A 17995-nucleotide genomic window follows, 5' to 3' on the forward strand; every position below is an offset into this window, starting at 1 on the left:
CAAACTTGAATCAGTCCCAATGAACTTATTTAGGTAGAGATCTAGCTGAAAGCTACAGGGAGACCGGAGGCTAAACCTACATCCCCCGGCTAATAAGGTCCGCCTAGCAAGCGCTCACGCATACCCTCAGCAATCTTGTGACCTAAATATTCTGGAATCAAACTTTCGTTGGGTCCTAGTAGGTACAAAATTAACCGAGTACGACCACGCCATACCAATAGATTAGCATTCACCACCAGCAAATCTTCTTGCCAGATAGCGTACATAACCTTGTAAAACAGGCCTGGCTGATTGTCTGCCTCAATGAGTAAAGCAGGCAGATGAAAGACAGGATCAACGTAGAATTCAGTCTCAACTTTTTCTAATCCTGCATTGAGATTAAACTCAACGCTTAGCATCTCTTCGACTTCATAGCGTCCGGCTAGGGCTTCTCGAATAGCCCGGCAGGTATTATCAGCAGTTTTTTCGCTAAGAGCTTTACCACCACGAGAAACAACCAGTTTGACGAAAACTAGCATGGGTGGATATATCTGGCCGTAGAGGCTGAGGCTATGAATGGTTAGCCCATAGGCTGTGAGCACACCAAAAATATCACTGAGTAAAAAAGACTGATTGCGATAGGCAAAGTGGAGGGCACTACGATTGCCTTCCGGCTTAATTTCGATTACAGCCTTTTTGGTTTTGTATAGCTGGTAAGCAAGCCGTAGGTTTTGTAGCTGAATTTCACTACTGACAAATTGTTCATAAAATTGCGGAAACGCGCGATTGAAGCGTTTCAGCAACTCTACTGTCGATGTCTTTAATCCGGCTGCCATATGTGTTCAGAAACTTCATGAGTGTATCCCTTGGCTAACTTGGCTATTGCACATGTCAGCTCGACAAATGCTCCATCAATTTGTTTCTTGATGACTCTGCCCCAAAAAAGCACCTGAAGCCATGTTACCCAAAGTGTTTTGTATCTCTGCTCGGAAAAACCATATTCGGCATAAGATACAAACCTGACAAGCCTCAAGGATTGCACAAGTATGCTGGCAAGTTTACCGATTGGTTATGTAATTTTGATAGATTCTAAATCAATGTTTTTGCTTCCTAGGAAAGGATAGACCTATACTGCTAGAGTTAAAACAGAGTTTAAATTTCAAGCTGTTTTGTCTGCATGGGTTTCTGGAAAAGCTTATTTAGTCCCACCGAGGCTTCATCAGTGCCCACGCAAGCTGTTTCTGATGATTATGCGATAAACGCGACAGGTTCTGAGCAGTCCGCCCGTATTGTTTTCAGTACAGATCGAAATATTGATTTGTATGAGCTTGAGGAACTTTGTGATGCTGTTGGCTGGTCACGACGTCCCCTGCGTAAGGTGAAAAAAGCTATTCAGCATAGCTTTTTAGTGGTTACGATGTGGGAACAGCAGGGCGCTCGCAAGCGCCTGATTGGGTTTTCGCGGGCCACCTCAGATCATGCCTTCAATGCCACCATTTGGGATGTGGTTGTGCATCCTAGCTTTCAAGGTAGGGGTTTGGGTAAAGCGCTGATGCAGCAGCTGATCAAAAAGTTGCGTAGTGAGGATATTAGCAACGTGACGTTGTTTGCTGATCCTCAGGTTGTCAATTTCTATAAAAATTTGGGTTTTATGCCTGATCCAGAAGGCATCAAGGGCATGTTTTGGTACCCAGATTAAAAAGTAATGAGCTCCAAATTTGCCAAATTTTGATAAGTCGCTAGCTGCATAGCTGTTTAGCTTCGGTGATCCATTGTGAGACTTGCGCCGTGTCTGGGCTGAGATCAGGCCTTTGCATTAGTTTTACGTGTAATCGTTTGAGTTGTGCATGTAGCTGGGCTACAGGTAGTAAGGCGAGTTGCTGAGGTGAACTGATGCCGGCATGGAGCAGGAGACCACAGTATTGACATCCGACGCTGGGAAGGCAAGCTAGTTTAGCCAGAGCAGACCATTTGTTGACGTGTTTAGGATGGGAATTAAGCTGCTGAGCCAGCTGCAGTCGAGCTGATTGGCTACGAGTCATTCGCAGTAAGTCAAGCGTAGTGAAAATATTTAATGCCTTTAACTGCTGCTGTTGCTGGTTAGAAATACCTGGCAGCTGCTCAATAGGCCAGTTTCGAAGTTGAATAGAGTTGGATGGCATGTTGAGTGGCTGAAAACCTGGAGAGCAAACGGAGGTATATTTATGTTAGGTTGTTAACCTGTAAGCCTGGGACTTATTCGTATAAGTGTCTGGAGTCTTATCTAATTACGGGATGTAGCGCAGCTTGGTAGCGCGCCTGCTTTGGGAGCAGGATGTCGCAGGTTCGAATCCTGTCATCCCGATTACGAGGTTTCTAGCTAGGTGATTTTGTGGCCTGTTCTGAGGAGACCTGGTATCATCTCGCATATGTTTTGCGCTCTGTAGTTTATTGGCTCTGGGTATTTAGCGAATGCGGTGGTCAGTTTCAGAAATGTCTGAGCCTCTTTCAAAGAGGTTAAGCTGTGTTACATGATGCGTATGAAGCAGATTAAAAGTTTGGCATTGGGAGGAAGTATGAAAGCTATATTTGGGCGTCTACTGTGTGGCCTATTGGGCGGTGGATTAATGGCTGCTACATTGCATACACCCCAAGCAGTGGCACTCTCAGAAGAGGAGTTGCTCACTAAATTTGCAGAAGTTCCTGTATTTGTGGTTGCTGATAATACGGGAGGCTACGTCACATCGGTTGTTGATTTGCCTAATGATAACCTCGGCAATGTAGCCTTGCTCAGAGTTTTCTTTAATGAAGCTGATGTGCTGACGTTTGTTGAGCAGGTCCGCGAAGAGGAGCCTCGGTTCAATCAGGGGGGGTCGGTCGGTGTAATTGATCTGGCAACTGTACATCGGCTGGCTAAGGAAGACCGAGAGGTGCCTTTGAAGCTGGTGTTTGTTCCTGCGGCAGATGACCTTGAAGCAGCTCGTGAGTTGGATAGTAACTTTGGTGGCTCTACATCTTCATCGCTTGTTCCGTTATTTGCGCTGCAGGATGCTGCTGGTAACTATGTCTCCTTGTCTGTAAATGATGGTTCGGACGAGTCAATTTTTTCAATGTTTTTCTCAAAAGATGATGCAGATAATGTTTTAAGTGCTATTCAGGAGTCAAATCCTGAGTCGTCACAAGTTAACATCGGGGTTGTTTCTTTGGCAGATTTGTCAGGAAATCTACTTAATAGTGATGATGAAGCGTTTGAGCGTATTCGCTTTTTGCCAGATTCTGATGTGATCAATCATATTCAAAGTTTAAATTTGGAGTAGTACTAGTACTACTAGTGCTATGCGGTTGCGCGAGGAGTGTGCCGTGGCGACTGTTAGGTAGTGAGTGTAGTTAGCAGCAGGTCATAAATGTGGTGGGCCATCCTCAGCTTTGTGCTAGCCGCTAAGGTTGTTTGATGGCCCTGATGGTCTAAAAAAATACCTTGGTTGCGATCGCAACCAAAGCCACTCTCAGGCTGATCAACTGGATTTGCCACAATGGCATTCAGTCCTTTGCGTTTAAGCTTGTCTAAAGCAGGCGCGATAATATCACCCGTTTGCGCCGCAAACCCCACCAGGGTTTGATCGGCTCTTTTTTTGGCGGCTAGCTGAGCTGCAATGTCTGTTACGGGTTCAAGCGGCAGAGGATTAGGTAAATCTGCCTTGGCGAGTTTACCAGCAACGTTTAACTGGGGACGCATATCAGCCACAGCTGCTGCCATGATAATCCAGTCTGCTGTTTCTAGCTGAGCCATGAGCGAGGCTTCCATGTCGGCAGCACTAACCACAGCGGTTGTTTGGACTGAATCAGGAATTGTCTGACGGAGATGGGGTTCCATCGGACCAAAGACCAAGGACACCTGCGCTCCGCGATGGGCGGCGGCTGTGGCCAGGGCAATACCCATGCGTCCAGTGGAGGGGTTGCCAATATAACGAACAGCATCAATATATTCTTGGGTGCTGCCGGTGCTAATTAAGATGTGTTTTCCTGTGAGGTCGCAGCGACCTTGGGTGTGTTGTAGGGACTCTAGGGCTGCAAGAATCCTATGGGGTTCAGCCATACGCCCGGTGCCGATGCGATCGCATGCCAACCTCCCTGCTGCTGGCCCCACCGCCCGGTAACGCTCATCCGCCAATACCTGTTGCCAGTTTCGCTGAACAGACGACTGTAGCCACATATCCGTATTCATAGCCGGTGCCAGCAGTACGGGGCATGTAGATGCCAGGATCGTGTTAGTGAGCAAATTATCCGCTAGACCATGAGCTAACTTGCCTAGCGTATTGGCCGTTAAAGGCGCAATTAAAAAATAGTCCGCCCATTCGGCAAGCTCAATGTGTAGCGGTCGAGCTTGGTCCGCAGACCAAAAATTCTGATCTGTGTAGGCGGTATGCCGTGAGAGGGTAGCAAAGGTTAAAGCTGAGACAAATGACTCAGCTGAGGATGTCATGATGACACGAACTTCTGCCCCAGCCTTGGCCAGGGTAGATACCACCTCACATACTTTATAAGCTGCTATACCGCCACTAACACCAACCAAAATGTTGGCTGCTGGCGATTTATCAGTCATTAGGCTTCGTCGTAAGTTTCCACATCCAGTAGATGTAGATAGGAACGCACTAGCTCTGGACGTTGAAATGCCACCGACCGCAGTCGATGCCAATCTTGTAATCCTTCAAAAGCCGTTGTGTATTCATCTTGCTCAAGACGCTGTGCCAGCTGGTCAACTTCTTCTTGAGTGACATCAGCAATGGGCTTATCAGAAACTTTGCTTGTACTTGCAATCATGGTGCTGGCTCCTGTGGGCTGGGCGCTGTCTCCAGTGTATTCGCTGTCGTTGGCGCTGTCCCGGAGTGCGTCTGAAATGTTACACCTAGTTTTTGCAAAGTTTTTCACAAAACTTTTTAGCTACTTCTAGAACCTGCAAGCTGATTTCATGTCCCATCATGAATTCGTGATAGTCAACATCAACTGACAATTGGTCTAATCCAGTTTTATTTTGGAGGGCTTGCGTGATTGGAACGACCGGGTCCTGACGTCCATGGACTAACAAAATAGGGCGAGGGCTGATGGGAGTTGATAACGACCCATGGTTATAACCACTAAGGGCCATCATGCCAGCTAAGGGTAGCTGCATGCCGACGTCTAAGGCCATTGCTCCACCTTGAGAAAAGCCGCCAAGGACCGTCTTTTCTAAGGGGATACCGGTTTTGCTAGGTAGTGCTGTTAGCCAATCCAGCAGGAGCTGACGACTCTGTTGTAAGTCTGGCTGGTGGGTGAAGGGTTGGTCAAAGTCAAAAATATCGGGTAGCGCATACCACATGCGTCCACCGGGTGCCCCCATGCCACTGGCCACTTGGTGAGGGTGAGGCGCATTGGGAAACAGCATTGTGTAGTTGGCTAGCTGCATGTAGGGAGCGATGCCTGCCACATCCTGGGCGTTGGCTCCCCAGCCGTGAAGGAGGATGAGTAAATGGCTAGCAGTAGAATCACCAGCAGATATTGCTTGGAGCGACATGGGAGCAATTTTAGGGGGAAGGTCGCTACGGATTCTACCTTAGGTTTATGTGTGATGATATACGCTGGTCTCTATGAAATTAAGGATTTTGGTGGAGAAAGAAGTACCAATAGCTACTAATCATCGTTCCATTTGCTACAGTTCAGGCATGTATTAGCTTATGGATGCTAGTAGCATGACTGTTGCAACTCAGCCACTGACGCTTGAGGCATTTCTGGAACTGCCAGAAACCAAGTCCGCATCCGAATTCCTTCAGGGCCGTATTGTACAAAAGCCAATGCCCCAGGGTGAGCACAGTTTGCTGCAAAGTACGCTTTGCGAAACGATTAACCAGGCGGCAAAACCAGCTAAGCTGGCAGCCGCGTTTCCAGCGTTGCGGTGTACATTTGGTGGGCGTTCAATTATTCCAGATATTTCAGTATTTCGTTGGGACCGCATTCCCCTGACTGAGACCGGGCGAATTGCAAATCGATTTTTAATTCCGCCAGACTGGTCTATTGAAGTCTTGTCGCCCGACCAGAGTCAAACTCAGGTACTCAGTAATTTATTGCACTGTATTGAGCATGGAAGTGAACTGGGTTGGCTGCTAGATCCAGGGGAAGACAGTGTGTTGATAGTCGATAGAGATCAACGAATCCGGATTTTGACAGGTAAGGCGAGTTTACCTGTGTTGGAGGGGGTGGACTTATCACTAACTGCCATGACTGTATTTGGCTGGTTGATGTTGAATTAATGGGAGATCCTGGATGACGCTTGTTGGTATTGCAAGGTAGGTGCAGGATATTATCCCTACGAGGAGAGCATAGGTTTGGGAAAAACGTCTCACTATGCCAACGGTGGCAGCATATCGACAATCTGAACAATCAACCCATCAAACGCCAAGGGTGACACCGTCAAGGTTTCAGCCAGAATAGTTTGGGTTTGATATCGCCCATCCTTTGGCTGGCGAAATGTATAGAGCTGCCGTTCGATGACGTCGAGTATCCAGTATTCTTCAATACCTGCAGCAGAATACAGAGGGGCCTTAGTTTCTCGGTCATATTTCAGGCTAGAGTCTGCTACTTCAATGACCAACAACACCTCGTCGGGACTGGGATGGTGGGTGCTGTAGACGAGTGGGTCACGGACAGCAATGACGATATCAGGCTCAGGTTCAGAGTGATTATTTAACCGGATAGGGTCCTGAACTCGGATAATGGCCTGGTTTTGCAATGCCAACTCAAATAAGGTTTTTATTCGGGTAGTGGCAGAAGCATGGGCAAACCCCTTGGCGATCATTGTGATAATTTCTCCATTCACCAACTCGGTATGCTCGGTTGCAGCAAGAATGCCAAGTTCGCTCATACGAGTATATTCATCAACGGTAAAGCGGCGAGTTTGACTGGCAACCATGGAGAAAATCACAGTGCGACAGATCTATTTTAAGGCTGTTATCTATTTGCCTTCACGTTTTACCCTAGTAAGGTTAAACACCCCAAGAATGTAGAATCCCATGACACGCTTAGCGCTGCTTAGTGCATCTGATAAAACAGGCATTGTTGACCTGGCCAAGGTGCTCACCACAGAATTTGACTTTGACATTATTAGTAGCGGCGGCACGGCCCGCACTCTGACCGAAGCAGGTATCCCTGTTACCAAAGTATCTGACTACACAGGCTTTCCTGAAATCCTCGGCGGTCGTGTCAAAACCTTGCAGCCCCGCATCCATGGTGGTCTTCTGGCTCGTACTGACAATCCTGACGATCAAAAAGACCTGGCCGACAACGACATTCGGCCCATCGATCTAGTCGTTGTCAATCTATACCCCTTTGAGCAGACGATTGCTAAGTCTGGGACCACGTTGACCGATGCGATTGAAAATATTGATATTGGTGGCCCCACCATGCTGCGTTCGGCGGCTAAAAATCATGCCTATCTGACTGTGCTATGTGACCCGGCTCAATATGATGGTTATCTCAATGAACTACGGACTAATAACGGTCAACCGTCCTTAGGGTTTCGTGCTCAGTGTGCTCGCCAAGTTTTTTGGCATACTGCTACCTATGACCAGGCTATTGCTACGTACCTGACTGAACAAGCAGGCAGTTCCACTAGCGAGCGCTATGCGCTCAGCGGTACCCAGAAGCAACCGCTCCGTTATGGCGAAAATCCTCATCAGCCTGCTGTGTGGTATCAAACTGGTAATCAGCCTAGCGGCTGGGCGGCGGCTGAAAAGCTTCAAGGTAAAGACCTGAGTTATAACAATCTGGTTGATCTGGAGGCTGCCCGTCGCATTATTGCTGAATTTCCGAGCGAAAATGGCCCTGCTGCTGCTGTACTTAAGCATACAAATCCCTGTGGGGTAGCGATTGGGCAGTCTATGGCGTCTACTTACAGACGGGCGTTTGAGGCTGATAATGTATCTGCCTTTGGTGGCATCGTTGCTCTCAATCAGGAAATTGATGTAGAAACTGCCGAGTCGCTGACGCAGACATTTTTGGAGTGTGTGGTTGCTCCCGGCTGTGTGCCAGCTGCGCGGGAAATCTTAGTGAAAAAGAAAAACCTGCGGGTGTTAGTTTTACCAGATTTGGTCAACGGTCCGAGTCAAACGATTCGCGCGATCGCAGGTGGTTTCCTGACTCAAACGTCTGACGACTTTCAGGAGGACGTGACCCAGTGGAAAATTGTCACCGAGCGTCAGCCCAGCGAAGCTGAACTCATCGAAATGCTATTTTCCTGGCGTGTAGCAAAGCATGTCAAATCCAACGCGATCGTAGTTACCAATGAAAGCACCACTGTAGGTATTGGTGCTGGACAAATGAATCGTGTGGGTGCGGCAAAAATTGCCCTTGAACAAGCGGCAGAAAAAGCAGAAGGCGCTACGCTGGCTAGCGATGGATTTTTTCCGTTTGATGACTCAGTGCGCACTGCTGCTGCTGCTGGAATTAAAGCAATCGTGCAACCCGGCGGCAGTATTCGTGACGAAGACTCAATCAAAGCGGCCAATGAACTGGGATTGATTATGGCGTTCACAGGAACGCGACATTTCTTGCACTAATCTTGCACTAGTCAGGGGTAGCTGGGTGAGTAGATTCAACCCCAGCTACTGGCTAGTTTCCCTAGCAATTCTCTAATTGCCCTTAAGCCACTTCTGACCGTTAAGACGTTGCATTAGGTACAAGACCATCAGGTCCAGGGTAATACGACGCTCATCGCCCATAAATTGCTCAATAGTGCTAGGGGCTGCTCCATCGGTCGTGCAAGAGAAAACCTTAGGTCCTTTGATGTTTTCTTCCAAAAAAGCAATGTTGAACTGACGCGAGTTGTCAGCCCAGCGACCGATCACCTGAGGATAACTTTCGCTATCGACACCAACAACCTGTACAGGCTGGGTTTCAAAGGAAAGGTCTAAACCATCTACTCCTTCTTCTTTTTCGAGGGCTGTTTTAACAGCAGGTAAAAAATGCTGCTGAATAAATTCCGCAAACGGTTTGTCTTCTAACTTGGGCGGTTTCGCCTTTTTAGCTTTTGCGGGCGCTTTCTCAGCGGACTTTGCCGCAGGGGCCTTAGGAGTCGACTCGTCTGCCATGCTTTTTGTCTATTGGTTTGCGTTTAGGACATGGAGCATATCCCAAACAGGGTCTCTCCCATATTAGTAAACCTTGCTCACATCCAGAACTGTAGTTTTTCTGTACAGCGGTTTAAGCGGTGGCTAGGACAATTGAGGACAATGAGTAACGCCTCCCTAGAAATAGATCCTCAAGGAGGCGTTTAGGTGGGATCTGGCTAAACCGTGAAACGTTAGGACATCACACCTGCGATCGCTTGACGCACAGTGGCAGCATCTGACTGCTTGGTCACAGGATCTAGACCAATGGCTTCTAAGTCCGCGTCTACCATCAATTTAACTAAGCCTGGGAAGTCAATGGATGGCTTCCAACCCAGCTTTTCTTGGGTATGGGTGGGATCGCCGATCAGAATATCGACCTCAGCAGGGCGCAGATAGCGAGGGTCAAACTTAACGTAGTCCTGCCAATCAAGGTTGACATAGGTAAAGGCAATATTTAGAAACTCTTTGATGGTGTGGGTTTCACCCGTTGCAACGACGTAGTCGCCAGGCTCATCCTGCTGTAGCATCAGCCACATTGCCCTGACATAGTCCTTGGCATAGCCCCAGTCACGCTTGGAGTCTAAGTTGCCAAGATAGAGAGATTTTTGACGACCGGCGACAATGCGGGCAACGGCGCGGGTAATTTTGCGGGTTACAAAGGTTTCACCACGACGGGGGGACTCGTGGTTAAACAGGATGCCATTGCAGGCAAACATGTTGTACGACTCACGATAGTTAACAGTCTGCCAGTGAGCATAGACTTTAGCGCAGGCGTAGGGGCTACGGGGATAAAAAGGAGTGGTTTCCTTCTGGGGAATTTCCTGGACTTTCCCAAACATTTCGGAGGAACCAGCTTGATAGAAGCGGACCTCTGCGTCGGTGCGCTGCTGGTAGTCGCGAATTGCTTCCATTAGCCGCAGGGCTCCCATAGCGACCGTATCAACGGTGTATTCTGGAGAGTCAAAACTGACTCGCACGTGGGATTGGGCTCCGAGGTTATAAACTTCGTCGGGCTGAACCTGTTCTAAGATGCGCCGCAACATGGTGCCGTCGTTGAGGTCACCATAGTGGAGAAACAGACGAGCATCCTCGCTGTGAGGATCGACGTACATATGATCGATGCGATCAGTATTGAATGTGGAGGTACGACGAATAATGCCGTGGACCTCGTACCCTTTTTCTAATAGAAGTTCTGCAAGATAAGACCCGTCTTGGCCTGTAATTCCCGTAATTAGCGCACGCTTAGTCTGCGTCATATTGTCAGTTTCCTTAACTTATAAAAATTGCTAGTAGATAGCCCTAATAACCAGGCATATGGTAGTCGAGGAACACCTTCATATTCGATAACACTGTTCTAAGCTCCGGAGAAGCTGTTAGTTTGAACAGACCCTCGAACCATGAAAGCTTATAAAAAGCGCCTTTGGCTGATGCAGTATGACAGTTAGCAAGTTTAGTCACGATTAATAGGTAATCCAGGTAATCCATATGCCTACATTCCCTTTGCTTGTTTAGACTGCCCATATTGGTTGAGTCTGGCAGAGGGGGGATACCACCGATAGTTGCTTCACAGTTTGCGACTAGATATATAGCGCTCTTATCATGATCATTACGCTAGCTTTAAATTCTTGGTTCTTAAATCAAGAGGTTATGAGGTGTTTGTAAGCTGATGGAGAAGTTTAGGCTCTGCGATCGCGTTCGATATCGTAAATCGCCTTTTCCCAACACCATTGCTCGGAGCGATCGGGATTTTGCGATCGTACCCGTTGCACTAATCGCGCCGCGACGGCCTGGTTACCATTAACTAACCGCATCAGCCGCTGTCGCGTGGCTCGTGGGACTCCTGACGGGCCGGTTGGTGAAGACGGTGCTGCAAATCGAATTGGCAAGCGATAACCCGTCAGCCAGCAAAAGACTGCCACCACCAGCACCACAGCAAAGATGACTGAAAAGATGGATGACATGTCGATTTCCCCCGCGTTTAACTAGCGAAATACCTATGGACTCAGTCGATCGCGATACTCAGGCCGTGTTGGATTTTTGGTTTGGTTCACCCCCTGGGGAGTATCGCAAGCAATGGTTTCGTAAAGATCCTGACTTTGATGAGCAGATTAAAACCCGGTTTTTAGATCTTTATGGGGCTATGGTAGCGTCACCACCTGAAATCTGGTTAAAAACGGCCTCATCAAGCCTGGCTCGGATTATTGTGTTGGATCAGTTTGCCCGCAATATGTTTCGAGGAACCCCCCAGAGTTTTGCTGCTGACCCCCTGGCTCTGGCTACGGCAGAAATGGCAATTGAGCAGGGTTATGATGTCCAAATGCTGTCGGTGGAGCGATTTTTTCTATACCTACCGTTTGAGCATAGTGAGAATTTGACCCACCAACATCGCTGTGTTGCATACTTCGAAGACCTGATAAAAGACGCACCGGATCTAGAGCATGGTTTAGCCTATGCCCGACGTCATCGAGATGTGATCGAACGATTTGGCCGATTCCCCCATCGTAATCAAACGCTGAATCGCCAGAGCACGGAGACAGAGCTGGAGTTTCTACAGCAGCCGGGTTCCAGATTTTAGATGAACAGATAGGGGCGCGCCGATGTGCGCCCTTCAAAACGTAGGCAAACGTTTAATATCCTTTGTTGGACGCACCGCAGTACGTCCAACAAAGACAATCGATATCCTTAACAGTCTAGAGACCCTTAATCGGCTGCCTTTTCATATTCAATTTCAACCGTGGTGTGTACGTTCCCACGGGGTTGAAAATCGCCCTTGATCTTGAATTTCAAGGGGTCGGCAGCGGCGATAAAGTCATCCATGATCTGATTGATGGATTCTTCGTGGGAAATGTAGCGATCGCGATAGCCATTGATGTAAAGCTTAATGGCCTTCAGCTCTACTACCTTCTGGTTGGGAGTGTAGGTGATATAAATCGTGGCAAAGTCTGGGTAGCCAGAGAATGGGCATTTGCAAGTAAACTCCGGCAGGGTTATGTTGACGTCATATCGGCGACCAGGACGAGGATTGGGAAATGTGATCAGCTGATTTTCCTCAATCGCGCGCTCACCGTATTTAACAGTGTCAGCAGGACTACCATTGTTTGGCAAGTTAGTTGGCAGGGTGGTATCGGGCATAGTGGTGGTGAAAGTTCTAAAAAAAGTTGATGATTTTTGAGGGACCAGGTTAAAACTAGACGGACAATTATGCTAGCTATAGTCAGCTGTTTTTCAAGATGCCATTGGCTGTTCCACGACCTATCCCAGCAGTGGAACACTAGACTCATCAATCGCCTTTGGCTAGCAGTTGGCAACAACTTAGAGCAAATACTTGACGAATGGCGTTGACGTTGCTCTAATTTGAACGTCCCGAGCGGCCAGTTTCCTGCCTATTTCCAGACTAGCTGCTGACAAAGCTCCCTTTTGCGACCATCATAGGGCAGCTGATTTGTGTTTCTATTGGAGATTTTTGGAACTGCTTATGAATCCTTCTCACAATTCTGACTCAGGCAGACATCCGATGAGATCAGACGCCGTCGGCTATTCCCCCTCGGTACCTGTGTCGGTGTATCGTGAGCTGGCAGCTGAGCTGCAGGCTACAAAGGCAATGGTGGATTCATTGAGTGCGCAAAACAATCATCTGACGAACCAAAACCATCTGTTGCGACAAAATATTCACCAAATGGTGCAGGTGGCACTGCAGTTAGGACATCATGCTGGTGTAGCTCATCCTGCAGAGGTTGAAATGACTTTATCTCCACCGCCTGCAGAACTCCATATCCAGCCCCAGGCTGAACAGCCAATCAGACAGTCGGTAAAGCCAGTTTCAGAGCCGAGTCGTAAAGTAGTTTCTAAACGCCCTAAGGCGAGTCTCTCTAAAGTCTTTACAGAGCATTCTGGGGAAAATCGTCGCTACAACTTAGAGTCGTCAGCAAGTGGTAGTTTGAGTACCCTCTGGCTGATTGTTTCCATTGCCATCATCATTCTCACAGCGTTTGGTGCAGGTTTTTTGATTATGCGTCCGCTAATTAATGATCGCTAGACCAAATATCGTCGCTTAGAACAGTTTCTACTCTAGAATTAACTACGCAGCCGATTGCTAACACCGTATCAATTGTTACGGTGGGTTGTCTGTGTAACCCGTTAAACGTTGATATCGTATGTTGGCCCAATTTTGTTATTGGTCCAGTGTATGGAGTTTATAAATTCGTATGAAAAAAATAGAAGCCATCATTCGCCCATTTAAGCTTGACGAAGTCAAAATTGCCCTTGTTAATGCAGGTGTTGTTGGAATGACTGTGTCTGAAGTCCGCGGATTTGGGCGTCAGAAGGGTCAAACTGAGCGCTATCGGGGTTCAGAATATACCGTTGAGTTTTTGCAAAAGCTTAAGGTTGAAATTGTGGTGGACGATGAGCAGGTGGACGCTATCGTTGAACAGGTGATTGCGGCTGCGCGCACGGGTGAAATTGGCGATGGCAAAATTTTTGTGACGCCAGTTCATGAAGTTGTGCGTATTCGCACAGGTGAGAAAAACTCGGAAGCTGTTTAGTGTCGTCTGACAAGCTATCAATTGACCATTTCCTGGCAGGCTATGGCCGATTCGGTGTCAACCTTGGGCTGTCGCGGATTGAGACACTATTAGGGTGTTTAGGTAACCCTCAAGACCGGGTTCCTATTGTTCATGTTGCCGGTACGAATGGTAAAGGCTCGGTCTGTGCCTATGTGGCATCGGTTTTAACTGCGGCTGGTTATCGGGTAGGGCGCTACACATCTCCCCATTTGTTGACCTGGAACGAACGTATTTGTATTAATCAACAGCCGATTACAGATGAGGCTCTTTGGCATCATTTGAGAACGGTTGCGGCGGCGATTGACCCAAATTCAGAAACGCCTACTCAATTTGAGGTATTTACGGCGGCGGCCTGGTCGTATTTTGCAGCTGAAGCTGTAGATATAGCTGTGATTGAGGTGGGCTTAGGGGGGCGTTTGGATGCGACCAATGTGTGTTCTGACCCGCTGGTGACAGCTGTTGTTTCGCTCAGCCGTGAGCATTGGCAGCGTCTGGGGCCGACGCTAACGCATATTGCTAGGGAGAAGGCCGGTATTCTTAAATCCGGTCGTCCTGTGGTGATGGGACCGTTACCGATGGAGGCTGATGGGGTAGTCCGCCAGCGGGCATTGGAGCTAGGCTGTCCACTATATGAGGTGACGCCAGCTCAAATTACAGCATCAGGTCAGTGGCGTAGTGGTCTAGACGAAGTCATTGACTATGAGTCGGGCCTTTTGGGGGAACATCAGCGGGTAAATAGTGGAATTGCGATCGCAATTCTTCAACTACTTCAAAAACAAGGCTGGCAAATTTCCACGGTGGCTATCCAAAAGGGTATGGCTGCAACCGGCTGGCCAGGACGTTTGCAATGGCTGACCTGGCAAGGACAACAACTACTGATTGACGGTGCCCATAATCCTGCTGCCGCTCAAATGCTGCGTCGTTATGTTGATTCTCTCCCTCAGCCTGTTACCTGGCTGATGGGCATGTTGGCGACTAAGGATCACCAGGATATCTTTGAGGCTCTATTGCACCCAGGTGACACACTACATATAGTGCCTGTGCCAGGACATCAAACGGCAGAGCCAACAGATTTAGCTCAACTAGCGCAGGAGGTATGTCCCGAGTTAGCAGGATGTTACACTCACGACACCTTTGGGGTGGGGTTGACTGCATTTGAGGAAGCAGACGGTAAGACCAAGGTGCTGTGTGGTTCTTTGTATTTAATTGGGGATTTTCTGACTCGGTTCAACTGAACATGTGGGCGATGATAGAAAGTGGGCGGTGCCTATCCTACGGGGAATTAGCGGTTATTCCATTCATCTGCGGCGTCGGCCACGGCTTCATCCACAGTTTTGTCGCTTAGCATGGCTGCTTGCAGGTTATCGTAAATCACCTTTTGTAACTGTTTCACGTCCTCTAGAGCCGGAATCAGTACCTCGGCATCTGCCAGCTGACTGGCGCTGACGGCTCGAGCCACTTCGATGGGAGTGGCATCGGCAGGGGCTTCGGTTAAGGTACTATCGATAGCTGCAGCTGTGGACGGTAGTACATTAGCAGCTTGGGCAAAGGAGATTTGGTTGTCATTGTTGGTGACATACATGGCAAACTGCACCGCCGCCTCAGGTACATCCGTAGAACGAGGGACTACCAAGTTCATGGCCGCTACGTTTTTCTTACCTGTCTCTCCCGTGATTTGGGGGGCTGTTTGAGTGGCTGCTGCAATATCCGGTGCATTATTGGCGATATTAGCAAGGGCTTCGGCTCCTGAGGCTAAAAAGACCGTTTCTCCTGCCTGATAGAGTTCAATAGCCCGGCGGTGTCCCTGGGTGAGTACCTCGCGGGGTAATAAATCTTGCTGATAGAGGTCAGTCCAATATTGAAAAACAGCTTTACCCTCTGGGGTGTTAAAGGCTGCATTGCCGTCATCATCAACTAGTGACACCCCCATCTGGATAAATGACTGTAAAACATCGGCGGCATCTTCAGGTACAAAGCTGACGAAGAATGCATATTTACCTGTTCTCTCTTTGATTTGTCTGGCAGCATCGGCCAGTTCAGTATAGGTGTGAGGGGGCTCACTGATGCCGGCCTGTTCCAGGAGTTCGGCATTGAACAGAGTCACCCGTGTGGTCAGGTACCAGGGAAATCCAAAACTGGTGCCATTCAGCGTTGTTGCCTGCCAAATCTTGGGTAGATAGACGGCTTGCTCCTCTGGGCTGAGCTGTTCGTTTAACGATAACCAGGCATTGCGACTAGCTAGCTGAGAGGCAAAGTCAGGGTTGAGATTGACCACATCGGGGGCTGTCCCAGCTGAAACTGCGGTCAAGATTTTGCTCTGCATATCTGACCAGGGCACATCCACCCAGACCACATCTACTTCCGGATTGGCGGCTTCAAAATCGGCAATCAGCTGATTGAAGTAGTCGGTGAATTTGGGCTGCAGCTGCATGGTCCAAAATTCTACTTCCTGTTTGCCAGACTCTTCTGCGCCACCGCCGCAGCCTGCGATCGCAATCAATATCCCAGCCGTTGCCCAGGATGCCATGCGGGTTAGGAATCGCCGACGTTGGAACAGTTTCATGATGGTTTTGTGTTTATCAAGGTTTTTTATGAATGTGTGTGGATGTGTTCAGCCACTTTAGAGCATGACGGTCCTGTATGGGGGGGATTTTGTTTTAATGCACCTGTACCCGTTCTGCACAATCCCGCGCCCGCTGCCGAGCCTCCTCAACCGTATCGCCCAGGGCCAAAGCCACCCCCATACGTCGGTTTTTATGGGCACGGGGCTTGCCAAACAGCCGTAGCTTGCTGGTCGGTACCGTCAGAGCCGCCGCCACGCCGGTAAATACGGGACTATTGCTAGTGTCATTGGCCAAAATTACAGCTGAGGCACCGGGGCGAATCTGTTCAATGTCACCAATGGGTAACCCAGTAATGGCGCGTACATGTAGTTCAAACTCCGACATGTTTTGGCTGACCATGGTGACCATGCCTGTGTCGTGGGGACGGGGGCTAACCTCGCTAAAGTAAACGATCTGTGCTTGGTTGGGATCTCCGGCTATAAACAGTTCCACTCCAAACAATCCGACACCACCCAGGGCATCGGTGATGGCTTTGGCAATTTCTTGGCACTTGGTCAGGGTTTTGGGGTTGAGGGCACAGGGTTGCCACGATTCACGGTAGTCACCGTCCTGCTGACGATGACCGATGGGAGGGCAAAAATGCGTGGTGGGTTGAGCATCAGGTACCTGGGGGTGGGATCTGACCGTTAGTAGCGTAATCTCAGTGTCAAACTTGACAAAGCCTTCAATAATGACCCGCTGGTCTTTGCCACGTCCGGCTTCAAAGGCATAGGTCCAGGCGCTGTCGATGTCAGCGTCGGTTTTGACCAGACTTTGCCCTTTGCCTGAAGAACTCATCACGGGTTTGACAACACAGGGCAGGCCGATGGTTGCGATCGCATCCCGATATTCCATCTCATTAGCTGCAAACCGATAGGGCGACGTGGGTAATCCCAGCTTTTCAGCCGCTAAACGACGAATACCCTCACGATCCATTGTCAGTCGCGTTGCCAGGGCTGTGGGTATCACCGTCCACCCGTCTGCCTCTAATTCAAGCAGGGTTTCTGTTGCCAGTGCTTCCACTTCCGGCACAATCAAGCTGGGACGTTCCTGCTCTATGACCTGCTTAAGAGCCCGACCATCCAGCATGCTCAGCACATGAGAACGATGGGCCACTTGCATCGCTGGCGCATTGGCATAGGCATCTACTGCAATTACTTCAATGCCTAAACGCATTGCCTCCAGAGCAACCTCGCGACCCAGTTCTCCAGACCCCAATAGCAGCAGTCGTTGTCCCTGACCTGAAAGAGGAGTGCCCCAAGCGACACTTTCAGCTTGATTTGCCACGTTTGCCATAGTCGTTTAAGAAAAAACCAACTTTTTTTAGAAATCGTGTGATCAATTTAGCCAATTGCGTGTAATATCGCTCGTAAAAAATCACCTTCTTTCCCAGAACATTTCTATATGTTCTAAGCGAAGGTGGCACAGCAAGGCTGCTGTTACAAGCTCAAGTTCAACTCGACATTCAGGCTGATTAATAATCTGCAATGAAATATGTCGATTAGGGCTTAGACACAACTTAAGCTGACCCATCCAATTACTGAGGTTACGGAGGCGTTTTTGTTACGGTTACTTCTTTCTCTCTCCATCCAGGTGAGAAAAAATCTCAGGTCAAAATCAAAGTATGTTTTGTTGGCTTTTTAGGGCAGTATTGACACCAACCTCCGTATATTTTGTCGACAGCTAGCCATTCATGCGCAAATTGTGTACGATGCGTTAGCAAAAAACA

Annotated in this window: 20 protein-coding genes and 1 tRNA gene; 9 read left to right on the forward strand and 12 right to left on the reverse strand. The window is 48.7% G+C overall.

Translation table 11 applies throughout. From position 1 onward, the window contains the following. Positions 1-89: 89 nt before the first annotated feature. Positions 90-815, reverse strand: coding sequence for a hypothetical protein (locus N836_RS61410; protein WP_023074760.1), 726 nt, complete (start codon positions 813-815; stop codon positions 90-92). A gap of 341 nt (positions 816-1156) precedes the next feature. Between N836_RS61410 and N836_RS61415 the strand changes: the two genes are divergently transcribed. Next, on the forward strand, positions 1157-1678 hold the full coding sequence (locus tag N836_RS61415) for a GNAT family N-acetyltransferase (protein ID WP_023074761.1): 522 nt from the start codon (positions 1157-1159) through the stop codon (positions 1676-1678). Between the two features lie 40 nt (positions 1679-1718). Here the strand turns inward: N836_RS61415 and N836_RS61420 are convergent, their stop codons facing one another. Beyond that, positions 1719-2141 carry a DUF4332 domain-containing protein gene (locus N836_RS61420; RefSeq protein ID WP_023074762.1) on the reverse strand — a complete coding sequence of 141 codons (423 nt, stop codon included), beginning with the start codon at positions 2139-2141 and terminating at the stop codon, positions 1719-1721. A gap of 108 nt (positions 2142-2249) precedes the next feature. Between N836_RS61420 and N836_RS61425 the strand changes: the two genes are divergently transcribed. After that, positions 2250-2323, forward strand: a tRNA-Pro gene (locus tag N836_RS61425). 211 nt (positions 2324-2534) lie between these two features. Continuing rightward, positions 2535-3275 carry a Tic22 family protein gene (locus N836_RS61430; protein WP_023074763.1) on the forward strand — a complete coding sequence of 247 codons (741 nt, stop codon included), beginning with the start codon at positions 2535-2537 and terminating at the stop codon, positions 3273-3275. Between the two features lie 53 nt (positions 3276-3328). Here N836_RS61430 and coaBC read toward each other — a convergent pair whose 3' ends face one another. The 3 genes from coaBC to N836_RS61440 all read right to left on the reverse strand — a co-directional run bounded on the left by coaBC (position 3329) and on the right by N836_RS61440 (position 5509). Continuing rightward, entirely contained in the window at positions 3329-4561 is a 1233-nt protein-coding gene (gene coaBC, locus N836_RS61435) for a bifunctional phosphopantothenoylcysteine decarboxylase/phosphopantothenate--cysteine ligase CoaBC (RefSeq protein ID WP_023074764.1), read from the reverse strand. Next, positions 4561-4779, reverse strand: coding sequence for a protein IsiD (gene isiD, locus N836_RS0138915; RefSeq protein WP_031293550.1), 219 nt, complete (start codon positions 4777-4779; stop codon positions 4561-4563). The genes coaBC and isiD overlap by 1 nt, the downstream gene beginning before the upstream one ends. Before the next feature lie 85 nt (positions 4780-4864). Further along, on the reverse strand, positions 4865-5509 hold the full coding sequence (locus N836_RS61440; RefSeq protein ID WP_023074766.1) for an alpha/beta hydrolase: 645 nt from the start codon (positions 5507-5509) through the stop codon (positions 4865-4867). 175 nt (positions 5510-5684) lie between these two features. Between N836_RS61440 and N836_RS61445 the strand changes: the two genes are divergently transcribed. After that, positions 5685-6242, forward strand: coding sequence for a Uma2 family endonuclease (locus N836_RS61445; RefSeq protein WP_031293551.1), 558 nt, complete (start codon positions 5685-5687; stop codon positions 6240-6242). A gap of 92 nt (positions 6243-6334) precedes the next feature. On the opposite strand, the gene N836_RS61450 is transcribed toward N836_RS61445, so the two are convergent. Further along, positions 6335-6901, reverse strand: coding sequence for a Uma2 family endonuclease (locus N836_RS61450; RefSeq protein ID WP_023074768.1), 567 nt, complete (start codon positions 6899-6901; stop codon positions 6335-6337). A 100-nt stretch (positions 6902-7001) separates the two neighbouring features. Between N836_RS61450 and purH the strand changes: the two genes are divergently transcribed. Next, positions 7002-8546 (forward strand): bifunctional phosphoribosylaminoimidazolecarboxamide formyltransferase/IMP cyclohydrolase, encoded by a 1545-nt coding sequence (gene purH / locus N836_RS61455; RefSeq protein ID WP_023074769.1) that lies wholly within the window; start codon positions 7002-7004, stop codon positions 8544-8546. 72 nt (positions 8547-8618) lie between these two features. Here purH and N836_RS61460 read toward each other — a convergent pair whose 3' ends face one another. The 3 genes from N836_RS61460 to N836_RS61475 all read right to left on the reverse strand — a co-directional run bounded on the left by N836_RS61460 (position 8619) and on the right by N836_RS61475 (position 11059). Continuing rightward, complete coding sequence (locus tag N836_RS61460) at positions 8619-9077, reverse strand: DUF2996 domain-containing protein (protein ID WP_023074770.1); 459 nt, start codon at positions 9075-9077, stop codon at positions 8619-8621. Positions 9078-9289: 212 nt separating this feature from the next. After that, the gene (gene gmd / locus N836_RS61465; protein WP_023074771.1) at positions 9290-10354 is read right to left on the reverse strand and encodes a GDP-mannose 4,6-dehydratase; all 1065 of its coding nucleotides are present in this window, start codon (positions 10352-10354) and stop codon (positions 9290-9292) included. Between the two features lie 420 nt (positions 10355-10774). After that, positions 10775-11059 (reverse strand): hypothetical protein, encoded by a 285-nt coding sequence (locus tag N836_RS61475; RefSeq protein WP_023074773.1) that lies wholly within the window; start codon positions 11057-11059, stop codon positions 10775-10777. 35 nt (positions 11060-11094) lie between these two features. Here N836_RS61475 and N836_RS61480 point away from each other — a divergent pair, with 35 nt between their 5' ends. Then, on the forward strand, positions 11095-11673 hold the full coding sequence (locus tag N836_RS61480; RefSeq protein WP_023074774.1) for a DUF924 family protein: 579 nt from the start codon (positions 11095-11097) through the stop codon (positions 11671-11673). A gap of 125 nt (positions 11674-11798) precedes the next feature. On the opposite strand, the gene queF is transcribed toward N836_RS61480, so the two are convergent. Then, on the reverse strand, positions 11799-12230 hold the full coding sequence (gene queF, locus N836_RS61485) for a preQ(1) synthase (RefSeq protein WP_023074775.1): 432 nt from the start codon (positions 12228-12230) through the stop codon (positions 11799-11801). 343 nt (positions 12231-12573) lie between these two features. On the opposite strand from queF, the gene N836_RS61490 reads away from it, so the two are divergent. The 3 genes from N836_RS61490 to N836_RS61500 all read left to right on the forward strand — a co-directional run bounded on the left by N836_RS61490 (position 12574) and on the right by N836_RS61500 (position 14898). Further along, on the forward strand, positions 12574-13134 hold the full coding sequence (locus N836_RS61490; protein ID WP_152532228.1) for a hypothetical protein: 561 nt from the start codon (positions 12574-12576) through the stop codon (positions 13132-13134). A 169-nt stretch (positions 13135-13303) separates the two neighbouring features. After that, positions 13304-13642: a P-II family nitrogen regulator gene (locus tag N836_RS61495; protein ID WP_023074777.1), complete on the forward strand. Its 339-nt coding sequence runs from the start codon at positions 13304-13306 to the stop codon at positions 13640-13642. After that, the gene (locus N836_RS61500; RefSeq protein WP_023074778.1) at positions 13642-14898 is read left to right on the forward strand and encodes a bifunctional folylpolyglutamate synthase/dihydrofolate synthase; all 1257 of its coding nucleotides are present in this window, start codon (positions 13642-13644) and stop codon (positions 14896-14898) included. The genes N836_RS61495 and N836_RS61500 overlap by 1 nt, the downstream gene beginning before the upstream one ends. 47 nt (positions 14899-14945) lie before the next feature. Here N836_RS61500 and N836_RS61505 read toward each other — a convergent pair whose 3' ends face one another. Further along, a complete protein-coding gene (locus tag N836_RS61505) occupies positions 14946-16226 on the reverse strand; it encodes an ABC transporter substrate-binding protein (RefSeq protein WP_031293554.1) in 1281 nt (426 codons plus the stop codon). Positions 16227-16320: 94 nt separating this feature from the next. Continuing rightward, positions 16321-17562, reverse strand: a complete 1242-nt coding sequence (gene purT / locus N836_RS61510; RefSeq protein ID WP_023074780.1) for a formate-dependent phosphoribosylglycinamide formyltransferase — start codon at positions 17560-17562, stop codon at positions 16321-16323. Positions 17563-17995: the final 433 nt, after the last annotated feature.

The sequence above is a fragment of the Leptolyngbya sp. Heron Island J genome (assembly GCF_000482245.1).
Lineage (GTDB): Bacteria > Cyanobacteriota > Cyanobacteriia > Phormidesmidales > Phormidesmidaceae > Leptothoe.

Excerpts from the sequence above, each read along its gene's own strand:
- N836_RS61410 (WP_023074760.1), bottom strand. The coding sequence starts at position 815 with ATGGCAGCCGGATTAAAGACATCGACAGTAGAGTTGCTGAAACGCTTC.
- N836_RS61415 (WP_023074761.1), top strand. The coding sequence starts at position 1,157 with ATGGGTTTCTGGAAAAGCTTATTTAGTCCCACCGAGGCTTCATCAGTG.
- N836_RS61420 (WP_023074762.1), bottom strand. The coding sequence starts at position 2,141 with ATGCCATCCAACTCTATTCAACTTCGAAACTGGCCTATTGAGCAGCTG.
- N836_RS61430 (WP_023074763.1), top strand. The coding sequence starts at position 2,535 with ATGAAAGCTATATTTGGGCGTCTACTGTGTGGCCTATTGGGCGGTGGA.
- coaBC (WP_023074764.1), bottom strand. The coding sequence starts at position 4,561 with ATGACTGATAAATCGCCAGCAGCCAACATTTTGGTTGGTGTTAGTGGC.
- isiD (WP_031293550.1), bottom strand. The coding sequence starts at position 4,779 with ATGATTGCAAGTACAAGCAAAGTTTCTGATAAGCCCATTGCTGATGTC.
- N836_RS61440 (WP_023074766.1), bottom strand. The coding sequence starts at position 5,509 with ATGTCGCTCCAAGCAATATCTGCTGGTGATTCTACTGCTAGCCATTTA.
- N836_RS61445 (WP_031293551.1), top strand. The coding sequence starts at position 5,685 with ATGACTGTTGCAACTCAGCCACTGACGCTTGAGGCATTTCTGGAACTG.
- N836_RS61450 (WP_023074768.1), bottom strand. The coding sequence starts at position 6,901 with ATGGTTGCCAGTCAAACTCGCCGCTTTACCGTTGATGAATATACTCGT.
- purH (WP_023074769.1), top strand. The coding sequence starts at position 7,002 with ATGACACGCTTAGCGCTGCTTAGTGCATCTGATAAAACAGGCATTGTT.
- N836_RS61460 (WP_023074770.1), bottom strand. The coding sequence starts at position 9,077 with ATGGCAGACGAGTCGACTCCTAAGGCCCCTGCGGCAAAGTCCGCTGAG.
- gmd (WP_023074771.1), bottom strand. The coding sequence starts at position 10,354 with ATGACGCAGACTAAGCGTGCGCTAATTACGGGAATTACAGGCCAAGAC.
- N836_RS61475 (WP_023074773.1), bottom strand. The coding sequence starts at position 11,059 with ATGTCATCCATCTTTTCAGTCATCTTTGCTGTGGTGCTGGTGGTGGCA.
- N836_RS61480 (WP_023074774.1), top strand. The coding sequence starts at position 11,095 with ATGGACTCAGTCGATCGCGATACTCAGGCCGTGTTGGATTTTTGGTTT.
- queF (WP_023074775.1), bottom strand. The coding sequence starts at position 12,230 with ATGCCCGATACCACCCTGCCAACTAACTTGCCAAACAATGGTAGTCCT.
- N836_RS61490 (WP_152532228.1), top strand. The coding sequence starts at position 12,574 with ATGAATCCTTCTCACAATTCTGACTCAGGCAGACATCCGATGAGATCA.
- N836_RS61495 (WP_023074777.1), top strand. The coding sequence starts at position 13,304 with ATGAAAAAAATAGAAGCCATCATTCGCCCATTTAAGCTTGACGAAGTC.
- N836_RS61505 (WP_031293554.1), bottom strand. The coding sequence starts at position 16,226 with ATGAAACTGTTCCAACGTCGGCGATTCCTAACCCGCATGGCATCCTGG.
- purT (WP_023074780.1), bottom strand. The coding sequence starts at position 17,562 with ATGGCAAACGTGGCAAATCAAGCTGAAAGTGTCGCTTGGGGCACTCCT.